Annotated in this window: 21 protein-coding genes and 1 pseudogene; 11 read left to right on the top strand and 11 right to left on the bottom strand. The window is 35.4% G+C overall.

Annotation, left to right across the window (positions count from 1 at the left end):
• From KSU66_RS20370 to KSU66_RS20335, 8 genes and pseudogenes are all read right to left on the bottom strand, one after another.
• Window positions 1-415 (bottom strand): annotated as a pseudogene (locus KSU66_RS20370) (pLS20_p028 family conjugation system transmembrane protein); the annotation flags it as partial.
• A gap of 38 nt (window positions 416-453) precedes the next feature.
• A complete protein-coding gene (locus tag KSU66_RS20365) occupies window positions 454-852 on the bottom strand; it encodes a hypothetical protein (protein WP_269053286.1) in 399 nt (132 codons plus the stop codon).
• Window positions 849-1,076: a hypothetical protein gene (locus KSU66_RS20360; protein ID WP_269053285.1), complete on the bottom strand. Its 228-nt coding sequence runs from the start codon at window positions 1,074-1,076 to the stop codon at window positions 849-851. The genes KSU66_RS20365 and KSU66_RS20360 overlap by 4 nt, the downstream gene beginning before the upstream one ends.
• A 16-nt stretch (window positions 1,077-1,092) precedes the next feature.
• Window positions 1,093-3,693, bottom strand: a complete 2,601-nt coding sequence (locus KSU66_RS20355) for a VirD4-like conjugal transfer protein, CD1115 family (protein WP_269053284.1) — start codon at window positions 3,691-3,693, stop codon at window positions 1,093-1,095.
• 17 nt (window positions 3,694-3,710) lie between these two features.
• Window positions 3,711-4,832 (bottom strand): hypothetical protein, encoded by a 1,122-nt coding sequence (locus tag KSU66_RS20350; RefSeq protein WP_269053283.1) that lies wholly within the window; start codon window positions 4,830-4,832, stop codon window positions 3,711-3,713.
• Between the two features lie 86 nt (window positions 4,833-4,918).
• A complete protein-coding gene (locus KSU66_RS20345; protein WP_269053282.1) occupies window positions 4,919-5,146 on the bottom strand; it encodes a hypothetical protein in 228 nt (75 codons plus the stop codon).
• 26 nt (window positions 5,147-5,172) lie between these two features.
• A complete protein-coding gene (locus KSU66_RS20340; protein WP_269053281.1) occupies window positions 5,173-5,418 on the bottom strand; it encodes a hypothetical protein in 246 nt (81 codons plus the stop codon).
• A gap of 326 nt (window positions 5,419-5,744) precedes the next feature.
• Complete coding sequence (locus KSU66_RS20335) at window positions 5,745-6,236, bottom strand: helix-turn-helix domain-containing protein (RefSeq protein ID WP_269053280.1); 492 nt, start codon at window positions 6,234-6,236, stop codon at window positions 5,745-5,747.
• Between the two features lie 412 nt (window positions 6,237-6,648).
• Here KSU66_RS20335 and KSU66_RS20330 point away from each other — a divergent pair, with 412 nt between their 5' ends.
• The 3 genes from KSU66_RS20330 to KSU66_RS20320 all read left to right on the top strand — a co-directional run bounded on the left by KSU66_RS20330 (window position 6,649) and on the right by KSU66_RS20320 (window position 9,625).
• Complete coding sequence (locus tag KSU66_RS20330; RefSeq protein WP_269053279.1) at window positions 6,649-6,915, top strand: helix-turn-helix domain-containing protein; 267 nt, start codon at window positions 6,649-6,651, stop codon at window positions 6,913-6,915.
• A gap of 14 nt (window positions 6,916-6,929) precedes the next feature.
• Window positions 6,930-7,100, top strand: coding sequence for a hypothetical protein (locus tag KSU66_RS20325; protein WP_269053278.1), 171 nt, complete (start codon window positions 6,930-6,932; stop codon window positions 7,098-7,100).
• Between the two features lie 989 nt (window positions 7,101-8,089).
• The gene (locus KSU66_RS20320; protein ID WP_269053277.1) at window positions 8,090-9,625 is read left to right on the top strand and encodes a replication initiation protein; all 1,536 of its coding nucleotides are present in this window, start codon (window positions 8,090-8,092) and stop codon (window positions 9,623-9,625) included.
• Window positions 9,626-9,912: 287 nt separating this feature from the next.
• Here the strand turns inward: KSU66_RS20320 and KSU66_RS20315 are convergent, their stop codons facing one another.
• Complete coding sequence (locus KSU66_RS20315; protein ID WP_269053276.1) at window positions 9,913-10,125, bottom strand: hypothetical protein; 213 nt, start codon at window positions 10,123-10,125, stop codon at window positions 9,913-9,915.
• A gap of 259 nt (window positions 10,126-10,384) precedes the next feature.
• Here KSU66_RS20315 and KSU66_RS20310 point away from each other — a divergent pair, with 259 nt between their 5' ends.
• On the top strand, window positions 10,385-10,765 hold the full coding sequence (locus KSU66_RS20310; protein WP_269053275.1) for a tyrosine-type recombinase/integrase: 381 nt from the start codon (window positions 10,385-10,387) through the stop codon (window positions 10,763-10,765).
• A gap of 442 nt (window positions 10,766-11,207) precedes the next feature.
• The gene (locus KSU66_RS20305; protein ID WP_269053274.1) at window positions 11,208-11,465 is read left to right on the top strand and encodes a hypothetical protein; all 258 of its coding nucleotides are present in this window, start codon (window positions 11,208-11,210) and stop codon (window positions 11,463-11,465) included.
• An 80-nt stretch (window positions 11,466-11,545) separates the two neighbouring features.
• Here KSU66_RS20305 and KSU66_RS20300 read toward each other — a convergent pair whose 3' ends face one another.
• Together KSU66_RS20300 and KSU66_RS20295 are read right to left on the bottom strand one after the other, a co-directional pair.
• The gene (locus tag KSU66_RS20300; protein WP_269053273.1) at window positions 11,546-12,346 is read right to left on the bottom strand and encodes a TdeIII family type II restriction endonuclease; all 801 of its coding nucleotides are present in this window, start codon (window positions 12,344-12,346) and stop codon (window positions 11,546-11,548) included.
• A 74-nt stretch (window positions 12,347-12,420) separates the two neighbouring features.
• Entirely contained in the window at window positions 12,421-13,518 is a 1,098-nt protein-coding gene (locus KSU66_RS20295) for a DNA cytosine methyltransferase (protein WP_269053272.1), read from the bottom strand.
• A gap of 377 nt (window positions 13,519-13,895) precedes the next feature.
• Here KSU66_RS20295 and KSU66_RS20290 point away from each other — a divergent pair, with 377 nt between their 5' ends.
• The 6 genes from KSU66_RS20290 (at window position 13,896) to KSU66_RS20265 (ending at window position 17,997) form a co-directional block, all read left to right on the top strand.
• Window positions 13,896-14,075 carry a hypothetical protein gene (locus KSU66_RS20290; RefSeq protein ID WP_269053271.1) on the top strand — a complete coding sequence of 60 codons (180 nt, stop codon included), beginning with the start codon at window positions 13,896-13,898 and terminating at the stop codon, window positions 14,073-14,075.
• 380 nt (window positions 14,076-14,455) lie between these two features.
• Window positions 14,456-15,028, top strand: a complete 573-nt coding sequence (locus KSU66_RS20285) for a recombinase family protein (protein ID WP_269053287.1) — start codon at window positions 14,456-14,458, stop codon at window positions 15,026-15,028.
• Window positions 15,021-15,203, top strand: a complete 183-nt coding sequence (locus KSU66_RS20280) for a hypothetical protein (RefSeq protein WP_269053270.1) — start codon at window positions 15,021-15,023, stop codon at window positions 15,201-15,203. The genes KSU66_RS20285 and KSU66_RS20280 overlap by 8 nt, the downstream gene beginning before the upstream one ends.
• Before the next feature lie 590 nt (window positions 15,204-15,793).
• On the top strand, window positions 15,794-15,943 hold the full coding sequence (locus tag KSU66_RS20275; protein WP_269053269.1) for a DUF3953 domain-containing protein: 150 nt from the start codon (window positions 15,794-15,796) through the stop codon (window positions 15,941-15,943).
• A gap of 444 nt (window positions 15,944-16,387) precedes the next feature.
• Window positions 16,388-16,585 carry a hypothetical protein gene (locus KSU66_RS20270; protein ID WP_269053268.1) on the top strand — a complete coding sequence of 66 codons (198 nt, stop codon included), beginning with the start codon at window positions 16,388-16,390 and terminating at the stop codon, window positions 16,583-16,585.
• Window positions 16,586-16,806: 221 nt separating this feature from the next.
• Entirely contained in the window at window positions 16,807-17,997 is a 1,191-nt protein-coding gene (locus KSU66_RS20265; RefSeq protein WP_269053267.1) for a DNA sulfur modification protein DndB, read from the top strand.
• The last annotated feature ends 201 nt before the right edge of the window (window positions 17,998-18,198 follow it).

Raw genomic sequence — 18,198 nt, 5'->3', positions numbered from 1 at the left:
ATAACTCTGATGTATTAATCGCTGTGATTGCATCATCTGTGAAATCATTCGCTTTTTCCATCCCTGTGGACAGCACCATGATAACAATTAATGCAATGAAAAGATTAATCGCCATGCCTTCCCTATCAAATTTCTTTTGATATATGAGCATGAAACCTGCATAAAGTATGCTAAACGCTAAAAGAATGTACAAAAAAGGGCGTATCGTAGTTACGAACGCCACAACTTCGGGATTTTGAAAGAATTTCTTTATTAACAGAACGTCGTCTGTCACACTTTCAAGCCCATCTACTATTAAAGCAAGCCCTTTAATCATCACCCAACCTAACCATCTGAAAGGGTCACTGAAAATACTACCTACATCTAAATAATCTTTAAATCGATCAAGTGCATCTATTATTTGCGAATCATTCATTGAACAAAGTCACTCCTTCCGAACAACCCTATTAAAAACTACTTGTGGTTTTTAATGAAATTTGAAATTTCTTGCGTTAGTTGTAAATCAGCGTACTTATTAACTACTAATTCACCCTGTACGGTGTTATCAGCAACGTAATATAGCGTACTGCCTTTTAAATCGCTCGAATAAGGAAAGTTAGGTCTGTTTTCCTTCTCTCCAATAGTCGGCTCATAGACATTGTACATAGCAATTTTCACTTTTTCTTTGCTCGCTGCCATTCGTATATCTTCAATAAAATATTCATCATTATCCGTAACAACAAGAATAAATCCTGCTGCATTGTTTTCCATGAAATCGGTTATTCCTTCCAAATCCGTTTGATAAAACATTTCTTTACCCTTACAACCGATTAAGAGTACACTTATGGCAACAATAACGAGAAGTTTTTTCATACAAGTTCCTCCTTGTTAGGGATTAAATCATCAATAGTTAAATCAAGTTTTGCATCAAATTCCTCTATTAAAGTGACAGTCTTTTTTTTCCCAGTTTCTTCATCTAGTTCTTTGAAAATGGTTAAAACCCCATCTTTCAATTTAACAGATAAAATTTCACCAGATTCCAAACGGGAATTTTGAGAAATCAAATACCTATCCAACATTGCAATTTTTTCATTCATTTTCCAACACTCCTTTTTATTTCATCATTTCTTCTAGTGTTTTATTGATTTTAGTTAGAATGATCGAGCATTTTTTATCGTCAATATCTCGTTCGTTTGATAGGATAACTTCTCTAAAATCTACAATTCCCATATTCATGTAGTCCTCAATGTCACTTGATTCAATAGCGTCAAATACCGTAGATATGAAGCCTTTAGGAAACAATTTCTCTACCTTGATTGTAGCATTAACTTTTTTATTGAAATCTTTTTCTTTTCTCATTTTTTCTTTACGTTGCTTTTGCCGTAACAACTCATTTTCTCGTTTGGCGTTACTCGTTATTTCACTATCACTATTGCCCTCTTTTTCTAGTAAAATCGTTTCGGGTTCTTTCTGAATTGTTATGTTTTCTTTCTCTGGTGCTATACCCTCCGATTCTTTTTCAATGGATTCTTCCTGTTCTTTCAACTTGTTTTCAACATAATTGTTATCAGTAAAACTAGCCTTTAAAACATTCAAATCCGTCATGGAGTGTTCGCAAGGAATATCAATATCATTGATTGAGTTATCAGTGTCATAAAACTCATAGAGGTATTCCCACCGATACATTAATGCAGTTTTCCCCTCTAAGTAAATCGGATAGGACTTGATTCGTTTTCTTTTTTTATCTTGACGTTTAATAACACGAATAACAATCATTTCACCCTCTTTTAACCCCATAACCTCTGTCGCTGTCATTAAGCGTCTTGAATCAACACTTTCTGTTCTCGATTTATTAAGTGAAATAGTTTGTCCAGAACGTGATTTTGTGACAATTGTTTCTTCCCCTAGCTTTTTTGAAATCAGTTCAGCCGTTGTTTCATCGGCAGTAAGTAAGTACAAGGTATTACCGCAGTTACCGTCTATGGTTTTCCAATCATCGCCATACAAATTTTCCAATTGTGCATATGCTTGAATCACAATATTGAAGCGAATGTTACGACCTAGACAGACCGTTACGATGTTTGCCATACCTTCAATTGCAGGCATATTTCCGAACTCGTCTAATATGAAAACTACTTCCCTGTGACACTTGCCACCCTCTGAATTTGAAGCTATTCGGGCTAAGTTAGTATAAACCTGCTTCACGTATAATGAAGCGATAACGTTGAACGTAGCGTCATAATCTGGAACAATCATAAAAATTGCAGTCGGCTTGTCGTATTCCATGACCGTTATTATTTCTACACTCTTATTATTCGATTCAAACTGTAAGAATCCCTCGGGAAATTTGCTACCATCTTTCTTTTGACTTTCAATTTGACCTGTTATTTCTACTTTTGTTTCAAAACCTTCCCCCGAAACAATAAAATAATCACCGTCTTTTAAGGCGTTTTTATGGAACAAGGTAAACATACCGTCAGCGTCAGTCCGAATAGTAGATTTCTTATTGTTAGAAAAAGTAATATGGATTCGGGTATCTGGTTTAGTTCTGCCTTTAATCCATCTGCTAAAACCAATTTTCGTCATATCAAACGTGTTTTGTGACGTTAATTTTGCCGTTCCGTCAAGTGTAAATACCCCAAGTTTTGCGTTTGTATTTGCTAAAATACTAGCCCTGGTTTGACCACCAGAAAAGTTAATTGTCGCATACTGCATTTTCGCAGGGTGATTCTCGGGGAACTTACCGAAAAATTCATCCAGTGCGCTCATTTCATTTCCATCTTCATCAACCACCATGCGTGTTCCCAAATCAGACAGCATAAGAGCAACATTATACATGTTTATTTTTTCTGATTCGTGCTTGCATTGTTCGCACAGTGCGAGAATTAATGCCGTACATAAATCAGTAGAAGAATTTGACCAAAAAGGGTCTTTCGATTTAGGGTCATAGTAGAGCATAAACGCCACTGATCTAGCGTATTGTTGCGCCAGTGAATAATTTCTTTCCATGAAAGCGTCAATTGTTAGCTGTAATAAGTTATACGACATGGATTGCAGTGGATTCATGAGATTTAAAACCTCCACATGATACCCTAGGCCTTCCAATGTTTCTTTTGAAGCTGAATACAATTCGCCTTTCGGGTCGTTTAAAATCATGCTTGCCTGTTCCCTAGCACGACTATAAATGTCAATTGCCGAGAACACGAACGTTTCACCTTTACCACTTCTTGTTGTACCAATAATCATGTTATTTACTGGACTATCATCAATGAATAATCTGTTTTTATATCGTGCGATAGGGACACCACCCCCACCCTCAAAACGTTCTGCTTTATCTGGTACGTCACGGTATTGCTGTTGTATCTCTTTGAAGGTGCTAAATCTTGCACTACCTTTTTGATCCTTTTTCAAATTTCCGAAGCTGTTTATTATCTTAAATGCTATTAAAATACTGGAAGCTATTGAAAAAACAACTAATACAATGTAAATAAAAAGTGATGAAGCTACAAACGGGAAAGAAGTAAACATTGATTTACTAATATTAATTTCTTCTGTTTTTAAAATTGAACCCGTAGTAAATGTTTTTTGAAATATCTCTACGACTAGATTTAAAACGAAATTTAGAGAAAGAAATAAAGCAAAAAAAGATGTTAAGAAAATCAGTAATGGTATTCCTATTTTCTTTAATATATAGATGAATTTATTTTGTTCCATTTTTTCTTACACCCCTTTTACAACGCTTCAAATTCTTCTTTTTTCTTTTTCAATTCTGCTGTTAGCGCATCTATTGTTTCTTGATTTTTTTCTTTTGCGCTGTTTTCTCTATCAAGTTTTTCCGTTAATGTTGTAATTTCAGCTTTCAAAATTTCATAACGGTCAATTAAACCAGTTAATCGTTCATCATTATTATTATTTAACTCAACTTTCGCTTCATCAATTTTCCCAAGTTTCATCAACCCATAGGTTTTCATACGGGAGCGTTTAACTGTCATGGTGATTTGAGGTAAATTCATCATTAACTCATATTCTTTTTCAAAATATGCAATGTCGAATCTTGCTTCATTTGTCGGGAACATTTCGTTAAACTCTTTCAGCTTTTGAATTTTCATGTCACCATTTTTCCAGAAGTCATTATTTAAGATAATTGTTTCAACTTCTACTGAGTCGCCCAAAATCCCAACAGCTTTATCATATTCATTTTCCTTCAAATACACGTCAACCAAAATCTGTTGTTGGTTTTCGTTTAATGTTTTCCCATCAAAATATTGCTTTAATTCCTCTTTATCACCTAGCAAAGCAACCTCGTAAGTTTCAACCAAATCTTCCTGTTGCTCAACAATTTTCCTACCATCTAATAATGCCTGTTCATACTGGAGTTTTTGCATAAAAAATGAAACTGCTACGACAACTAGAACGACAGCGAACAAAGTTGTAAATGAATAAACAATAACCCTTTGCCATCTTTTCAGTTTTGATATTTTTGATTTATCAATATTAATGAGTGTTCGATCAATCATTTCTTCTTTCTTAAATTCATCTGGTGTCAACTTTTCGATTTGTTCAAGTAAATAAATTTTATCGGCTTGATTTTTTTTATTCACCTTAATACGGCTTGCCATTGTTTTAATTTGATGATAAATATTCGGATAATCATATGAACCAAAGTTGAATATCCCCCTGTAAATATTGTGTCCTTCTGGGCTAATTACAATAAACTCTGCCGATACAACCTTTTTATCTTCACGGCATTGCAATTCCAATTCGTGCGTTATTTTCACAACTTCTCCAAAGTCATGTTTTTCATGATTTTCTATCATGTTTTCTGGTGCGTCAGTAAAGAGAATTTTCAACATAATTTCATATCTCCTTTTTAGTGTAATAAAAAAAGCCACCCTATATAGAGTGACTTTCCCTGTTCATATATACCACAAGTGGTTTTCTAAAATTTAATATTGCCATCAATTCCTTGAGCGATTCCGTAAGCCCCCATCACAATTACCAAGCCGACAGCCGCGCCAATGAACCATCCGATCGATTTCCCACGCCCACGATCCCCACCCCAAATTAGGTAATATCCACCGATACAAAATGCTATCGCTGCACTAATTAATCCTAACTGCTGCGCCCACTCCAAAACACTTTGACCAGTTGAAATTAATCCTTCCATTGTTTAACTACCTCCCTATTATTGTTCTATTGTCGATTCTGATTAGATGATTGCGAATTTGCCGATGAAGTATTAGACGCTGTTTCGTTTTCTTTCTTATCTTCCGTCTGTCTTTTGTTTAATTTACTATCAAGCGCTTCAAGGATTAATTTATTGTTACTTGTCATGTACTCAACATGGATTTTATCGAGCCATTCGTCATAATCTAAACCTTGAATTTGAATTAGCTTTTCAACAAACTGTTTGTTTTGACGTTGTTCTTTTGTAGCCATTATGCAAGACCACCTTTCTTTGTTTTTGGGTAGCAACACACCATTAAGAACAGTAATCTTTGCGAATTTATAGCAGGTTCATTCGCTAACTCTTCAATGATATTGCGAAACCGATATAAACGGCTTGCTCATTGACGTACAGCGTTTTAGGACGCACGCAGAACCATAGTAAGGCAACTATTATATGACGAGTTTTAGGATTCCCTCGACTAACCATTTGGTCGTAAATCTATACCGCAAGTTGCCCTTTGCGACAGACACGCAATATTCAGTTGTCTTTTTTTTGCAGTTTACTGTTCTTAATGGTGTGTTACTTCAATCACCGATTAATTTGATAATCTAATACCTTTCACTTTAACTAATTCATCACTTTCTTTTTTCCTCTTTGCTAATACGGACGATTCAGACACCACTGTTTTTGTTCGATAGTACAAATCAGTAATATGCTTTATTTCACCTGTATCTTTCTCAATACCAACGAATCCTTTCAATTCGTAGACTTTCCCCTCGAATGTTTTAACAGCAGACGCAGACGGTAAATCATACAAACCGAACCTCTCTCTCACTTTACAGCACCTCGTTTCATCATCATTGAAACCTAAATCTAAGTAACACCACGGGACGTTAGATAACGGTATCCCTAGCGAATGAGTGATAGTCCATATATTGCGAATTGAGGGGGTCATTATTTCTTTTCGTTCCCACATGCTGATTGTACTTTGTGTAATCTTCTTATCTGTTTTTAAGGATAATTCAGTTTGGGAAAGTCCAAATATTTGCCGTTGCTCTTTAATCCAATCCCCGAAATAGAAAGGCACTCATACACCCCCTTTAATTTGAAAAGTCTTTCAACTACCTCCAGTATATCAGTATGCTGATACTTGTCAACAGAATACTGATATTTTCAAACAGAATACTGTTACCAAAAACATTACAAACCCTTTATTCACTTGATTTCAAAGTACATCAGCAAACTGATATTAGTAATTTAGAAACATCTTCCAAAGTTCGGAAAATGGGTATAAAAGTCTATATCGGAGTTCTGTTAATTTGTTAGAAAAATAAGTGAAAACTGTTGTTACTATCGCATCGAGGTGTTAGAATGTTGTTGTAGATACGCCTATTCAAGTCTGGGATTTTAGTACCATAATTCGACAAAAAAAGAATTTTTCGGGACTAAGTATAATGGCTTGAATTGAAGGAAATAATTTTAAAAAAGGAGTTTTATAAATGGGGATTCATGAAGCTGTTACATCACGTGTTCAACAATTGTTGAAGGAAAAGGGGTGGACAACGAATGAATTAATAAGAAGGTCAAATGTCAACCAGTCCACTGTTTCAGAAATAATGTCTGGAAGATCAAAATATCCCCGAATCATAACTATTGAAAAATTGGCTAACGGTTTTGGCATGACGTTATCGGAGTTTTTCGATCACGAATCTTTCCATAATCTTGACGAAGACATTTCTGAAAAAAAAAAGGCGCTCGCTAGATAAAGAAATATACCGTAGTGAGCGCTATAAAGAAAAAAGTGAAAAGCAATACAATTAAACCAATAGCCATATTAAAAGTAACTTTGAATAAAATTGTAGCTGCTAGTATTATTCTTTTTGAAGTCAGCACAAGTAATCCAGTAACCCCCACGGCAACAGCTACATCTTTGACGATGAGAAGAAAGTGAAAAATGAAATTATTGCTAGAAAAATACCCACTTTGAGCCTAGCATCAAGATTTACGAACTTCTCTTTCACGTCAGCGAGTACCATAATATCCCCCCTTATTGATTGATTGTTTTTTATTTCATCCATCAAATAATCCTTTAAGTAAACCAAACAAACTGATAATAAATACTTCGTAGAAATACTTGTTTCTTTAGATAATTATTTTAGTTATTGATTAAATTTACCGTTATTCTAATGTTTTTTGTTCTTCGCTTTCAATTTCTTCTTTTACTAAAGGTGGTAATACGGATACACCATTTTTAGCTATTTCCTTCGAGATTTTTTCATGTATTATTTCAGTTGCTTCGGTGACTGTTTGATTAGCAAAAAAAGCGTATCGTCTTAATCATTCATAAAGATTTTCCGTGACGTTGTTTTCTCTACCTCAACAGCTTCTGTTAAGGTAGTAGATTTTTTTTGTTTTCCCTAGTATTTGCTAAAGCGCCAGATAGCGATTTCATTTATCATCATGCCCTTCTATTTTTTCTAGTAAAATCTTTAAGGTTTATGAACTATGGTGTAAAAGAGAATTTATATATAATTACCCTTTTAACAACAACAAGGTTTTCGATTCTGTTGTTGTTGTTGTTATTAAAGGATGTTATTAAAAGATGTTATAAGATGTTATAGATGTTATCGGCTCCTGGAAACGTTGATATGACGGTCTTATAAAGGGTCAAGTGCCACATTTTTAACGCCAAGTGCCACATTTTTAACGCCAAGTGCCACATTTTTAACGTCCAAGTGCCACATTTTTAACGTCCAAGTGCCACATTTTTAACGTCAAAAGCCACATTTTTAACGTTGGAAAATCTATAAGCCACTTTTTTAACGTCAATTGCCACCTGGAAAATAGTGAGTGGTTTTTTAATTGCATATATCAGTTTACTGATATACAATCAAAATACACACACTATACATTATCAATCTATACAAAGAGGTGCGACAAATGAGAGAGTTAAAATTAGGCAAAGATTTTTTAGTAACTGTACATAACGACTTGGTAGAAGCGAGGTTTACAGATTCTTTGGCAATTAATGAGCAAAAAATATTATTTGCCGTTCTAAGCAATATAGAGCCACCAGAGTTTGATAAAGATGAAAAGGGTAAAAGGTTTATTCTCAATAAAATTGAAGAAATTGAACCCTTTCGTGTACCAATAAAAGAATTTACGCAGTGGTTAGGTTTATCTGATCCCAATTACGCAGCGTTTAAAAAGTTAATTAAAAGCCTAATGAAAAAGTTGATTGAAATTCAACAGCCGGACGGTAGTTGGGAAGTCTTTCAGTGGGTAACTAAATCATCTTATGTAGCTAAGACAGGAACAGCAGAAATAAAGCTTTCACCAGAGTTATATCCTTACTTAATTAACTTAGAAAATAACTTCACAACAACTAAGTTAAATGTGATTTTAAGTTTCAAAAGTCGCTATTCGACAAGATTATATCAATTGATGAAAAAGTGGGAAAAGATAGGTTCGTGGAAAGTTGAATTAGAGGAATTGAAAATGCTTTTAGGTATTCCAGTAATAAGTGAAACCAAAGGCGTTAAAGTGTTCAAGTTGGATAAATACAGTCATTTCAAAGATAGAGCGTTAATGACAGCTATCAGTGAAATTAACGAGCATACAGAGTTTGACGTAACTATGACCGAACATAAAAGTGTTAGAAAAGTTACAGCGATTAGTTTTGATATTAAATCCAAAGGGAAACAGATAGCGTCACCAAAGCCACCAGAAGCCACTAGCGAGTCGAACGGGAACGAGAATGGACAAATAGGTGATGAAGGTAATGAAGCGCCTACATTCTACGGGAAAGACCTTCTGGACAGATACAACTATCGTGAAAATTCTGGTGAACCAGGTCTTTATAACAAAGAAAATGACAAGTTAGTTTTGCTTGAAGGTCTAAAACGTGTTCAATTGATTATTTATAACCGTAAACGGAAAAATAATTTTAGTGAAAAGGCTTGTTACTTGTTAGAAAAAGAATTGCTTAAAGTCGAGCATAAACCAGATTTTGACATAAGTCGAGAAACACATTTCATCTTCTCTTACGCTTACAATTCAAAAGGTTTAACAAATCCCGAAGGGTTTATTGTTAGCAGAACAAAAGAATTAGTTAGTAGACTTTTGAAAGGCGAAAAAGTACGTTACAAAGACTTGTTTGATACCAGAAATCACAGAATTGAGTTATTGCCAGAATGGTGGTTTGCATCGGAAAAAAGTAGAAATCAAGAACAAAAAGAACAACAAGAACTGGAAGAGAAAGCAAGGGAAAATAGACTCTTGCCAGACAGCACACTAACAATGACACAAGTTAGAGCAATCCAACTAAAATTAGAATTATCACCAGATATGAACCGTGATGAATTGTTGGAATTCTATAACTATGGAGAATACCAAAGGCTAGATGAATTGTACGGAATCGATCAATTAGTTGAAAGTAAAGAACAAGAATTAGAAGGTGAAAAAGTAGCTATATAAAAGTGGGGTCGGCTTTGGCCGGTCTCTTTTTATTTGCAACAGAAAATAAACAATATATGGTTCAATAAAGCCTGGAATGATTTCAAATTTTTCATTATGTAATTTCTTCTTAAACTGAAGATTGAATCATAGTCGTTTATAGAATGATTTTCAAGATTTAAAAAGAAGAAACCAAGGAAGGAAACAACGTTTCTTCTTTGGTTGGAATATTTCTAGAATGATATAATCGATTCGGTATAGCTCGATGCACAATCTGCACAAAAAAGAAGATCAGGTTTCTCCGACCTTCACAATGTTCTTGTAATGCTTAACTTACGATACATCGCTATTACCTTTATATTTTCTCGTTCCCATACTTCATTCCTCAGCATAGGAATCTTGAATTGTTTCTCCATTTCAGTCATTAAACCGGCTAGCAGAATGTCTTTTCTCGGTTGGTCTGCATGGATGATTTTTTCATACTCCCTCTGATAATCTGAAAGTGATTTCTTGGCCATCATTTCATTTCCCCCTCAGCAAGTACTGATAAAAGCGTTCAGTCACTTCCACAGCCTGTCACTTTAATCGGTAAATTGCACCTGTTTGATGTGCTATTTTGCACTTCAAAGTACGCCTTTTCTAAACAATAAAAGCACTTATCCAAGCTGTGAGCTGGATTTTAAATTTGGTTGTGCAAAATAACGCTTAAAATAAGCGCAAATTACCTCTTAAAGTGACAAACATGTATTAGATCCTAAAAACAGCGTGCGTTCGCACTTGATGTTGACTGAACAAAAGACCGGGAAGGAAAATAAGGGCGCCCTTTCTAAAGGGGTCAAAAAAGCGACTGAGGTGTATGCTGACCAGCATTACGAGGGGAATCCAGAAGCCTATTTATTCAGGAGCCGTAAAGGGACGAATCAAGCGATTAGTCGGGTCCAGGCCTGGACAATTATGAGTGATGCAGCGAAAGAGTTAGGTCTTGAAAACATCGGGACACATTCCCTTCGAAAAACGTTCGGCTACCATCAGATAAAGAGAGGGACCAATATTACGCTCTTGATGAAGATGTTTAACCATAGTTCCGAGCGTGTTACGTTACGGTATATAGGCATCACACAGGACGATATGGATGCTGCTATTCAAGCCCTGGACCTTTAAACTTGGGGTAAAGGCCTGTAGGGTCAGTAAGAAGCGCTAAATGGAACAGTGATGACTTCGGGGAATGGATGTTATGTCAAATAGAAGTACATGCAGCATACACAATAAAAAGGTCTATTTCTCTTACAAGAAATAGACCTTTTTTATTTTTCTTCCTCCTTGTCTTTCCCTTGATGAAAAAACGGATTTAGCATATCATTCGAGCCCCATTAAAAAGTCATTTTCCAGAAGGGTGGACCTTACAAAAAAAGTATTGTATTTTTATATTAGGAAACCAGGTATTTTTTGATATTACTTAAAAGAAGTAATTGACATGATAGAGATAAATCCGGATTCTTTCTTACGAATCCAATTTTCTTATGAGTAATTGATCAATACAAGAATTTTTTCGCGAGTATGTAAAAAGAGGGTTATAAAACGAACACGTAATTTTATTAAATATATGGAAAAAATTCAAACAATTCGAGGTGATACGAAAATGAAGAAATGGATTAGAAAACAGTGGTGGATGGGATCAGTTGGAATCGTATTAACTAGTTTAGTTGGATTATTCCCTCAAACATTTGCTACCATCGGGGAAAATTTAAAATGGCTGTTCATCAACTATTGGTCACTTATATCCACAGCAATCATCATTATCCTGCTTTTAGCCATCCTAAAACTGCTACTGAAACAACAAAAAAACGACCCATCCGCATGATGAATCGCCTTTATTTCAGAGCCCTTCTGCAAAAGGGTTCTTTTATTTTATTATTCTGTACCACATGTTATTAAATTTTATCATTGTTCAATATCAATTTCAAAATAATCACGACGAATTATATCCGAATACTTATTCCCTAACCGAGAAAACAAATCAAGCAATTCGTTATATGTATCAGGACTATCCCCTACCTTATTCCAAAACTCCCCGCCGATTAGTACAGAAGGATCATTGTCCATATCAAAAATTTTATAAGGAATTGAATGTCCTCCTTTACGATATGGTTCACCTTCACCGCCTGGGTTAAATGGCAATGCAAAATAAGCTTCACTGTTGTTTTCCCTTGTCATCATTCGCAGCATATCTCTTTTGGCCCGCTCTGCTTGGTCCAAGTTCGGTTTCACCGTTTTCAAACCATAAAACTCTTCTCTTCCATTGGATCGTCGAATATACAAATCAAATTTTACTGTGACTTCCGTAAATGTTTGATTGGTAAGAGACAAAATATCAGTAACTTCTTGATTCCAATTGGGGGGCCTTCGACTTGCTCTTTGATCAGTCAATATCTCCTCAATCTTTTCATTTCTCCATGTATTGATATTAAAAGTCGTGTCATGTTGATTCGAAGAAAATGCTCCAGTGCCTTCAGCAACAATCTTGGACATTTGTTCAAAAATACCTTGTCCAAGCGATGTGACAAAAGAACGTTCGAATTTAGACCCTTTCCAAACTTCCTCTGGCACCAGTCTAAAACCAAAAGGATTCCTCGCTTCAATTTCAGCAGCGTTAAACGGTTCATCGACTACTCTTCTCTTAATCAATCGATCCATAATGGGGGATATATGATCAATTATTCTTTGCTTTGTTAAATCATTCATTATTATTTCCTCCCTAAAAAACCAATACCCCCCTATTATTTCATAGTAATAGTAAAAAGAATAGGATAATAATCCTATTCTTCAACTTCTGCTAATTGCGATATGATTGCTGTTCCCATCGCTTTTGCAAGTCGAATTGGTACAGCGTTCCCTACTTGTGTGTATTGCTGGGCCAATGTACCAGAAACCACATAGTTAGACGGAAATTCCTGTATCGCCAGATATTCTTCTATACTTAACGGTCGATTTTCGAACGGATGACCTAAATTTGTAGAATTTTGCGCTGGAGTCGTTAAAACCGTAGGTGATGGACGATCAATATGGAGCCGACGGAAATAACCAACCTTCCCCCCCCCGCTCTTAAATGCCCCTCCCATCGCATCTTCCACAATATCTTCGGGCAAATCTCTCCAATTTCCTCCGCCGACAGGAATCATCTTCATATATTTCATTCGTGTCTCCGAGTAATTCACATGATGATGATCAATTTTCCCTAAACGATTAAATACATCACGAACCGTTACCCAACGGTCTTTTCCTTCTGTTCCATGTTCATTATGAGTTGTTTCTGGAAATACAAACTTTCGCTCTAAATCCTTACGGAATCCCACCAAAAAAACACGTTCACGTTTCTGTGGAACACCAAAATTAGCCGAGTTAAGCAATTCGGACGTTATTTCATAATCAGGAAACCTTGTAAGAAGATATTCCATAGCTGCACCTCTCATTTCATCAGGTTCCAGTGGTGGAAATCCATCCCCCTTTTCTTTACCTGGACGTCTTCTCAATGGTGCAGACAAAAAACCACGTACATTCTCTAACAAAAATACACGTGGTTGCACTTCTGTTACTAAATCTGCAAATTTAAGCATGGCTGCACCACCAGCGGCCTCAAAAGCCAAACCTCTTCCTGCTGTGCTAAATGATTGACATGGACTTCCACCAACCATTAAATCAACTTCAGCATGCTCGTCCAATTTTGCTTCTTCATATATTCTTTCACGGGAATAATCCATGATATCCCCTTGTCGTATATTAATTTCAGGGTCATTTATCTTTACTGTCTCACAATAAGTCGGCACTAATTCTGCTGCTAACTTAATATCAAAACCTGCCTGCTTCAGACCGATATCTAGTCCTCCAGCTCCTGTAAAAAACGAGATTACGTTCATTTATAAAACACCTTTCATAATACAACATCTATCATGAAGTATAACAGTTTTCACTTTATCGGTCCACTGGTAAGTTTTATCCATTAAAAACTTTCAAAAAATCCTGTTACACATAAAATTTATAATTCTCCGATGATAACCAGATCATTATAAATACCAATAAAAAAAACTAAGTGGAACCCTAGTGTTTTTCTCTTTTCATTGTCTTCATTTGGTTATCAATTTCTTGAAGAAGTTTATCCCGTAGACCTGGTTGTTTAACTGGACGTTTATCGTTAAAAATTGGATACTATTCTGTGTATAGAAAGGAATGAAGAAAAATGGGGCAGTCATTAAGAATGGTAATATATTTCAGGGTATTCGATATTGCATTTAAGATGAAAGAAAGAGCATTAGAGGTTTTGGACGGGTGGGAACATAAAGAAAAGCTCTCCGAGGTATTTGTTATACTGGATACGATTGAAGAACCAGAAGAAATTAATCTGTTGGATAATGATTTTCCTTACTATCGAAATGAAGCTCATGCCCTTGAGCACATTGAAGAAGAACTTTTATAAAAAATAGAAATGGCCCCCCTCCAGTAAAATAAATCGGAGCGGGCCATTTTTGGTGTTATGTTAACCTGGTGTGCACGACGTATGCAAGATCGTTGAGCCATCGAATTCCTTCTTCAACTAACCGGCCAGTATAGTCAATCTTAACAATAAATTATCAATGCAGAACCTTCTCTATTAAAATTTAGGTGGTGTGGGAAACCATGAAAACTAAATTTTTACCGAATGAGAATAAGACAACAAAGTGTGTTCTTTCGTAGTGTCATAACTTTTAAGTATTGACACCATTTTGTCGATGCAGTAGTATCAAGGTATCAAGTGGTGTCTTAACTGGGAACCATAAGTGAACCGCAAAAAAGGGGCTAATACATATGAATAAGGCTATAAAATACGGATATGCAAGGGTTAGTACAGTGTCACAAGATGTAGAGGCACAGATTCAGACATTGGAAAGTGAAGGTTGCGACAAAGTCTACTCTGAAAAGTTCACAGGAACAAAGGCAGACCGTCCCCAATTTGTAGAGTTACTTTCATTGCTGAAAAAAGGCGATACATTAGTGGTCACAAAACTAGACCGTTTTGCAAGATCCGCAGAAGATGGAGTAAATTTAATAAAGGAACTTCTTTCAAAAGGAATCAAGGTTCACATATTAAATATGGGGCTTGTAGAGGATACATCAATGGGCAGATTAATTTTAAGAATGCTATCAGCCATTGCGGAATTTGACCGTGATATGATTGTTGAACGATTAGCAGAGGGCAAAGCCATTGCGAAACAGAATCCTGACTTTAAAGAGGGCAGACCGAAGCTGTATAATAAAAAGCAAATAGCACACGCTTTACAGCTGTTGGAAACTCATTCTTACAAACAAGCAGAAGAGAAAACGGGCATTTCTAAAAGCACACTTATCCGTGCCAAAAGAGAAATAGCTAAGGAGGGACTAAACAATGACTGAAAAGATCGAGATACAGCTACCTGAGGATGTTATGAAGCGGTTGGAAGCGATAGCAGCCGTTGACGGTAAAGATGTCGCTGAGGTAACTGAAAAGGTCGTTTCTCTGTATGTAGGACGATATGAAAATCTGGTTAACGGATCAATCAATGCAGTTAACAACATAAAAAAATCTTGAGGATTGGCATTGGCCTATCTTCTTTTTTTGTGCATTGGTATCTATTGGATTGTCACTTTAAGAGGTAATTTGCGCTTATTTTAAGCGTTATCTTGCACAACCAAATTTATAATCCAGCTCACAGCTTGGATAAGTGCTTTTATTGTTTAGAAAAGGCGTACTTTGAAGTGCAAAATAGCACATCAAACAGGTGCAATTTACCGATTAAAGTGACAACATGTTTGAATTGCACCCTGATTAAATCAGAAATGCGATAGGGTGAATTGATGCCAATCGTAAATAAGAGATAGTTCCTTTCGCTTTGCGCGAAAAGGATTTTTTTCATGCTGCTAATCTTGTTAAGATCCCGTATCGGTTCAACGAATTTCATGCTTTCAGTACACCTCCTCATGTGGCTTTTAATAAATATTACCAATTCTGAATAAAGTTTAAAAATTTGTAAAAAAATTTGATACAATTACATAGACAAGCTGAATTGTGACAATTCCACAATCGGGCCATTTAGTTGGAGGTGTAGCAGTGAAGATACTTAGATTAATTTTCTTGGTTATGACGATAGCATTATCGGGTTATGGCTTGAAACTGGCACAATGGCAGTAATAGCGCCTTATTTGTCACTGGTAATGGGGATAATGCTTATAGTTATGGGAATTACTGAATTTCAAAAACGAAAAGCAAATGCCTTTAATCTTTTTCTTGCAGCGGGATTTGTCTTGTTTGTTGGAGTTTATATTTTATAAAGCAAACGGACGCGATTGTAGAAGATCATAGCTATAAAATGAGCAAACTTTATTTTAATGACACACCTCACGCATTGTAACGCACAAACCCCAATCTAACTTAATATAATCATGATATATGTTAAGTTAGATTCAAATGAGCAACGAAAAAAATACAAAGCAAAAAAAGAGCTTCATCCCTTGATACATAAGGGATGAAGCTCTTTTTGTGAATCTAACATAGTTCCATTGAGTTAGATTTGATTCCTCTCTGTTTTCCAATGACTGATTATAAGTTATAGCACCTCGCCATAAGGCAAATTCTTTATGCAATTCTCATCAAGCCCTAATCTTCTTCACCTAACTTTTTAATTTGGGGTAGTTAGTATAAGGACATAAGCAAAACGGAAACAAAACAATTTAGGAGATACTTTAAAGGGCCAACTAAGAAAGGAGATTTTCATAATGTTACAAAACTTCGAGGTAATTACACCATTATTTGAGGGTCAAGCTAACGAACGAATTCAGTTCAAATTGAATATTGAAGGAAATAACTATCGAGGTATTTTCCATAATGAAAAGGTTCATTGGTATCAGCCACATCCGCAACTTGAAATTGAATCCACTGTTCGTGAATTGATAAGTGATCATCTAATACATTAACAATTGTGGGCTAACTATTGGCCCACTTTTTTTATGATGCTATTTTTATACAGCTACAGCCCCACGAGTCAACACATTCCGAACTGTCAGACACGGATGTGTTACGTCTTAATTGAAGTTATTACATTAATATTTAAATAATTACGTCTAGGTATTGACGTAATACGTTTCGTTGTGTATTATAAATCTATCAAATAGAAAATGATAGGAGTTTTTAAATTATGTCTTTCACAAATATTGAATCTGTTAATCTTGGAACACCTACTAGTGCAATTCAAATTCCTGCATTAAAGTATCTAAGTGGTGGCCGGGTCTGGTATGCAGCTACAATACCGTATAGAACTTTAGGAAAGTTTATTCAGACTTCAGCCGTCAAGAAAAAGAATCAGGCTATCAAAAAGGATATTAAAAACCGCTTTTTAGATAAAAAACATAAAGATGATATTGTTGAATACTTAAGAACTGAAAAAGAGTTCACGCTTCCACCAATAACCCTGGTTTCTTATGAAAGCTTAGATTTTAGACCGTATGAGTTTAAAGGTCAAAGTATAAACGAAGAAGAAATTCTTGAAAACGGGGGGTCGGTAGTTGGGGTAATTGTACTTCCAATTGATTATGAGTTTGAGTGCCTAGATGGTAATCATCGAACAGCCGCTATAAGAGATTTAGCTAATGAGGAACCTCATTATATTGTCGGTAGTAGTATGCTACTTAATATTGTTTATGAAAATCGCCCCAAAAAAATAAGACAGGATTTTGTCGATGTAAATAGAAATGCTAAACAAACCACGTCCTCTATTAACACTTTGTTTAATACTCGTGATCCAATTTCTAATCTAGTTGTTGATTTGATTGAACAAACTGATTACTTAAATGAAACAACGGAATTGTTGTCAACCAGTGTATCTAAATTGTCAAAAGATATTTATACGATTAACAATATAAGAAATGTAGTAATTGAAATAGCTGGATTCAATTCGCAAGGTGGTCAACCTAAAAAACTTGAAAATGACCTGAGTGATCTTCAAAAAGAAACACAGTTACGAGAAAATGCTAAATTATTCTTTGAAGTACTAAAAAAGAATCCCAACATTTCGGCATGTCTCGAACACCGAGAAAAAACACCAGATATTCGCAGTAATTCAGTTCTTACAAACGGAACAGGAATAATCGTAGCATCACGCATCGCTGGATATATCTTCACCCAATTTGATAATAAATCAGAACAAGAGAGGGAATTGGGCAAATTACTTTCCTTGGACTGGACAAGATCCAATCATATTTTTGAAGGCCGTATTTTAATAGATAAAAAAATTGTAAACTCAAGAGAAGCTATTGCTAAAGCAGTTGCAGTAATAAAGATGCACTTAGGATACCAGTTAGAAGAAACAGATTATAAATATATGCAATAATAAAAAACACTACCTAAGTAAAATATCTAGGTAGTGTTTTCACAAAATTATAAGGATATATTCCACAACAATTTTAAATGAACCGTAATGAAGAATATCTTTTTCCTATAAGTTTTTAATAAAATCTAGAGAAGTAATTTGAGAGAGTCAATGACGCATGGGTACAGATTTTCCTCTTTGAGTAGCAAATAGAAACAATCC

This window comes from Sporosarcina sp. G11-34, from assembly GCF_026931025.1.
Note: the sequence above shows the minus strand (reverse complement) of the source record. Positions and strands in the feature narration are given on the sequence as shown.

Bases quoted from the DNA above. Each gene is read 5' to 3' on its own strand.
- KSU66_RS20280 (WP_269053270.1), top strand. From the start codon at position 15,021: ATGACTGAAAAGATCGAGATACAGCTACCTGAGGATGTTATGAAGCGG.
- KSU66_RS20345 (WP_269053282.1), bottom strand. From the start codon at position 5,146: ATGGAAGGATTAATTTCAACTGGTCAAAGTGTTTTGGAGTGGGCGCAG.
- KSU66_RS20365 (WP_269053286.1), bottom strand. From the start codon at position 852: ATGAAAAAACTTCTCGTTATTGTTGCCATAAGTGTACTCTTAATCGGT.
- KSU66_RS20275 (WP_269053269.1), top strand. From the start codon at position 15,794: ATGGCAGTAATAGCGCCTTATTTGTCACTGGTAATGGGGATAATGCTT.
- KSU66_RS20295 (WP_269053272.1), bottom strand. From the start codon at position 13,518: ATGAACGTAATCTCGTTTTTTACAGGAGCTGGAGGACTAGATATCGGT.
- KSU66_RS20350 (WP_269053283.1), bottom strand. From the start codon at position 4,832: ATGTTGAAAATTCTCTTTACTGACGCACCAGAAAACATGATAGAAAAT.
- KSU66_RS20310 (WP_269053275.1), top strand. From the start codon at position 10,385: ATGTTGACTGAACAAAAGACCGGGAAGGAAAATAAGGGCGCCCTTTCT.
- KSU66_RS20355 (WP_269053284.1), bottom strand. From the start codon at position 3,693: ATGGAACAAAATAAATTCATCTATATATTAAAGAAAATAGGAATACCA.
- KSU66_RS20305 (WP_269053274.1), top strand. From the start codon at position 11,208: ATGGAAAAAATTCAAACAATTCGAGGTGATACGAAAATGAAGAAATGG.
- KSU66_RS20300 (WP_269053273.1), bottom strand. From the start codon at position 12,346: ATGAATGATTTAACAAAGCAAAGAATAATTGATCATATATCCCCCATT.
- KSU66_RS20290 (WP_269053271.1), top strand. From the start codon at position 13,896: ATGAAAGAAAGAGCATTAGAGGTTTTGGACGGGTGGGAACATAAAGAA.
- KSU66_RS20270 (WP_269053268.1), top strand. From the start codon at position 16,388: ATGTTACAAAACTTCGAGGTAATTACACCATTATTTGAGGGTCAAGCT.
- KSU66_RS20330 (WP_269053279.1), top strand. From the start codon at position 6,649: ATGGGGATTCATGAAGCTGTTACATCACGTGTTCAACAATTGTTGAAG.
- KSU66_RS20360 (WP_269053285.1), bottom strand. From the start codon at position 1,076: ATGAATGAAAAAATTGCAATGTTGGATAGGTATTTGATTTCTCAAAAT.
- KSU66_RS20340 (WP_269053281.1), bottom strand. From the start codon at position 5,418: ATGGCTACAAAAGAACAACGTCAAAACAAACAGTTTGTTGAAAAGCTA.
- KSU66_RS20320 (WP_269053277.1), top strand. From the start codon at position 8,090: ATGAGAGAGTTAAAATTAGGCAAAGATTTTTTAGTAACTGTACATAAC.
- KSU66_RS20265 (WP_269053267.1), top strand. From the start codon at position 16,807: ATGTCTTTCACAAATATTGAATCTGTTAATCTTGGAACACCTACTAGT.
- KSU66_RS20315 (WP_269053276.1), bottom strand. From the start codon at position 10,125: ATGATGGCCAAGAAATCACTTTCAGATTATCAGAGGGAGTATGAAAAA.